This is a genomic window from Chryseobacterium sp. (assembly GCF_022712095.1).
Classification (GTDB): domain Bacteria; phylum Bacteroidota; class Bacteroidia; order Flavobacteriales; family Weeksellaceae; genus Chryseobacterium.
Window position 1 is genome coordinate 1 of record NZ_JALAHD010000271.1, and the last position, 4,758, is coordinate 4,758.

General features: G+C 34.8%; 2 protein-coding genes. Both read right to left on the minus strand.

The features are described 5' to 3' along the window. Nucleotides 1–51 precede the first annotated feature (51 nt). Complete coding sequence (locus Q0A18_RS13870) at nucleotides 52–1,695, minus strand: SusD/RagB family nutrient-binding outer membrane lipoprotein (RefSeq protein ID WP_292010750.1); 1,644 nt, start codon at nucleotides 1,693–1,695, stop codon at nucleotides 52–54. A 10-nt stretch (nucleotides 1,696–1,705) separates the two neighbouring features. Continuing rightward, nucleotides 1,706–4,699, minus strand: coding sequence for a SusC/RagA family TonB-linked outer membrane protein (locus tag Q0A18_RS13875; protein WP_292010751.1), 2,994 nt, complete (start codon nucleotides 4,697–4,699; stop codon nucleotides 1,706–1,708). Nucleotides 4,700–4,758 lie beyond the last annotated feature (59 nt).

The window sequence follows — 4,758 nt, forward strand, 5'->3', positions numbered from 1 at the left end:
AAAAAACCGCCCGAAGGCGGTAAAAAAAATATATTAAAAATTGTTGTTCAATTAATTCTGATTCCAGAAGGGTGTATATTGGTTCTTTGTAAATAATTGTGCCGTTGGGATATTAGGAGTATTAGCACTGTTTGCCGAAAATTCAGATTGAGGATACTGTAATCTATATGGCTTATTAGCCATAACTGCAGTGACAGCCAAAGGCGTATATGGATACCCTGTTCTATTATACTCTATAAAAGATTCAATTGGATTCACATTTGTTAAAGCAAGCCACTTTTGCGTAATAATAGCTTCAATTTTTTGTTCCGTTGTCCCAGTCCATCCAAGCCCTATTCTAGAAGAGATTGAAGCAATATAAGCAGGAGCGGTACCAGCCGTTGCTCCAAAATAGTTATATGAAGCAGTTATAGCTTGAGTAAATTTAGACTGAGCATCAACCGTAAACAATGACGGCCACCTCAGGGCTGCCTCCGCCTGCAGCAAATTACTTTCAGCTAGCGTCATTAAGGTTCCTCCTCTTGCATTAGAAGCGCTTATAACAGTCCCTCCCGTTGTTACATTCCCAATGAATGTTCCATTTGCAAGTTTAGAAACAGTTCTGCTTGAAGCACTATTAGGATCAATCTCCGCCCCTGGCTGTCCCGCTGTCGCACCCTGTCTAATCCCCTTTAGACGAGCATAAGGTACACCATTAAATGTATAAGAAATCTGAGAAAAAAGCCTATACCTTCTTCCATCTTTTATTCCTGTAAACTTTGAATATTCTGCAGAATTAAGAATCTCATTACCCTCTAAAGCATTAGCCATATGTTCAGAAACAGTTACTAAATTATAATTCTGTACAGCAGAACCCGCTGCATTATTTCTATAATTATACATTAAAGGATTCATAGCATCATTACTAGCTGTGGAATATCCAGGATTCTCATAAACATCTCCTGTAATAAATGTAGGGTTTGATGCTGATAAGGCAGATAATTGCATGTCCCTATAAGCTCCCATATCTCCGGTTGCCTTTGACATCCTAACAAGAAATCTCAGCTTGATAGTATTAGCAAAATTCACCCAACTATCCATGTTCCCCTGAAAAACGATATCAGCAGCTCCAGGATTTAAAGAAACACTAGCATCAGCAGCCTCTATTAAAGCTATACCCTCATCAATACTTGATATTAATGCTTTATATACATCTTCATCATTATCATATTTAGGAGTAGAGTTAGCCTGAGCTTGAAATGCCTCAGAATAAGGAATATCTCCATACAAATCAACAATAGGCTGTAAATAGAAAGCCTTCAAAATTTTAGCAATCGCAACATAATAATCCTGCTTATGATCGGCATTTGGATAAGTCTCAACAATTTTAAAATTATATAAGTTTCTATATGTATCATCCCAAATTCCATTATAAAATTGGCTATTTACAGCTCCTAATGTAAATTCAGCAGAGTAAGGACCTCCAAATACATAAGTATTTCCTGCCCAATTATTCATCATTAAATTTCCTAATTGCATTTGATTTCCAGATTGCACACGATACATCTGAGAAATAACCCCTGGTAAAATTAATTCCGGAGTAACATTTTCAATAGGCAGATTATTAGGATCTTCATTAACATCCAAATAATTATTACACGATGTTAAAGAAAGAGCTATTACAGACGCAGATAGTAAAAATTTTATCTTTTTCATTTTAATTTTTTTAGAAGTTTACATTAACATTGAAACCAAACGATCTTGAAGTCGGATATTGAGACACAGCTTGGAAACCAGCAGCCAATCCTGTAGTATTAGCAACTTCCGGATCTCCATAATTTCTATTACTTTTAGCATAAGAGATAAATGGATTTCTTGCATAAACTACAATTGACATATTATTTATAAATGTATTTGCTAATAAAGATTTCGGAAGAGCGTATGACAATGCAATTTCCCTAATTTTCAAGGCACTACCATCAACAACAAATTCTTCAGCAATATCATCCTGATAATTAGAAGTAAAATAATTAGTTACCCCAGCATAGTTAGCCATATTATATACAGGAGTTGTATTGGTTACATATTGCCCATTTACAAATTGAACCGACCCTGGAATTATATACCCTTGAGACCTATCAAACTCAGCAGATTTCTCTAATCCCCCTGTAAATCCTAATAAATTCTTAGCAGCTGAAATAAATTTATTCCCTGTTCTATAATCCCCTACGGCAGTTAATGTCAAACTCTTGAATCTTATTGAAGTACTAAAGGTAAGAATGTAGTCCGGATTCACTTTTCCTAAAATCTCGGGAGTGCTACTAACAACAGGAAGACCATTAGCATCCACTATAATATTACCATTAGGATCTCTTTGATAAGCAGTACCAATTATCATTGGAGTATCATATCCTTTAATCGCAGCAATACTAGCCGGAATACCAGAACCAGCACTTGCAAGAATTACCATATCCTGCCCATCTGCTAATTCTTGCACTTTTGATCTATATTGTGAATAACCTCCTTTTAAATTCCATTCAAAATCTTTGGACTTAAATGGTGTTAAACCTAATTCTATTTCAAAACCTCGGTTTCTCATTTTACCAATATTCCCTAATAAGGAAGCAATCCCAGAGGACGATGGATAAGTAACCCTTGTAATCAGATTATCTGTATCCGTCTGATACGCCGACGCATCCAAAGTAATTCTATCCTGGAAAAAACCTAAAGATAAATTACCTTCAACAGTATTATTAAATTCTGGTTTAATATCTTTTGACACTCCATTAGGATTATACAGATAAGAAGCCAAAGAGCCGAAAGGATAACCCGTAGGAAATGCCCCCACCTCATCAACCGCATAAGGACTCACTACCGAATTACCTGTTCTGGTATATGAGGCTGCGATTTTCATATAATTAAGAACATCTCCTTTTAAACCCGCAAAAGCTTTCGTTGGTATAAATGATGCCCCAAATGAATAATAAGCATATCCGTTATTTTTAAAATCATTAGTATAAGTAGGTATTACGCTTAGAACTGACGATTGCTCATATCTAAACGTTCCATTAACAAATAAGAAATCTTTATATGAAATATCTGCATTGGCAAACCATGCAACACTTCTTTGTCTTAACTTTGAATTATCTAAATTATACCATGGTGTGTTTTGCAATACATTATTTATGTTATACCATCCCGGAATTTTCAAATTAGTTCCACCTACCTGCGCATTATCCTGCTTAGTATCCTGAATATTATTACCAATATTTGCCTTTAAAGCAACATTATCAGAAAGATCATAATTAAAATTCAACATTATATCTCCATAATACTTCCATCCCTTAGTTAAGAGCTTGTTATACCCTGATACTGGAGGAGTAGAGCCAAATTCAAAGAAATTCATTCCATCTAAAAAAGTTCCCGTATTGGAATATACATATGCATCCGAAGTCGAGTATCCGTCATTATACGCTTCTGTAACCCCAGAAGTTGTTAACATATTTCCAGTATAGGATAAACTAATATTTTTAGTAAAGTCATAGTTCATCGAAACAATACCATTAAATGTTGTACTATTGGAATTAGATCTATAGTGATCCCTCAACCAATAAGGATTATAAGCATAACCTGTCCAATGTCCCTCCAACCCAGAATTACGATAATCTTTTACATTAATATTTGTTGGCGTCTGTAAAAGCATTCCATATAAATTCCCTGTCGATTGACTGACATTCTGATCAATAAAGTTAAAAGTTCCATCAATTCTAAACTTTTCAATTTGCTTCCCCCCTTTAAAAAAGAAAGTATTTCTTTTCAACTGATCACCATCAATCATAAAGTTATTTTCTAATCGATTGATGGACAAGAATGCATAAGAATCATCTCCCCCCACATTCATTGACAGTCCATTTTGGTAAGTTACACCATTATTAAAAAATTTCTTAATATTATCTTTCTTAGGGGAAAAAGTCGTCATAATGAACGAACCATCAGCTTGTGGCAAACCTGCAGGTAATAATTGCCCACCTAAACTGGAAGAATATAAAGGACCCCATGATGTATTTTCATAAGGCACCCAATTTGTACCCCCATAATCAGTATCATCAAAACTTTCATCCTGAATACCCTGTCCATAAATCTTTTGACGAATAGGAAGTTTATAAACATCCGAAATATCTATAGAAGAAGTAAGATTGAATTGAATTTTACTTGATTTAGATCCCTTTTTAGTTGTAACAACAATAACCCCATTACTTCCCTTTTCTCCATAAAGAGCAGAACCTTGTTGACCTTTAATTACATTAACACTCTCTACTACCTCAGGTGGCAACTGCTGAAAAATGGACAAGGTAGAAATTGCACCATCAATTACAACCAAAGCCTGACTATCTCCATACATAGACCTAGGACCTCTTAATACAATACGGTTACTAGAATTTACAGAGTTATTAGTATTATTAATCTGTAAACCATTAACCTTTCCAGTTAATGCCTGAGCCATGTTTGGACTTGAAGCTTGATTAATCTCTTTTGTCCCCACAACTTTATTACTAGAAATTACGGCATCCTGTCTCATTTTTATACCAAGAGCTCCAGTAACTACGACTTCACGTATATCCTGGGTTCTTACAGTATCATTTTGTCTATTCTGCGCATTCACAACCATGAAAGATGAGGCGAGAACCACAGTCAAAACACTTGTAGTTAATTTCTTCATATTTAATTGATTATTTATATTTGGATGCAAATATGTGAAAATTTCTTAAAATTTCAAAA

Excerpts from the sequence above, each read along its gene's own strand:
- Q0A18_RS13870 (WP_292010750.1), bottom strand. The coding sequence starts at position 1,695 with ATGAAAAAGATAAAATTTTTACTATCTGCGTCTGTAATAGCTCTTTCT.
- Q0A18_RS13875 (WP_292010751.1), bottom strand. The coding sequence starts at position 4,699 with ATGAAGAAATTAACTACAAGTGTTTTGACTGTGGTTCTCGCCTCATCT.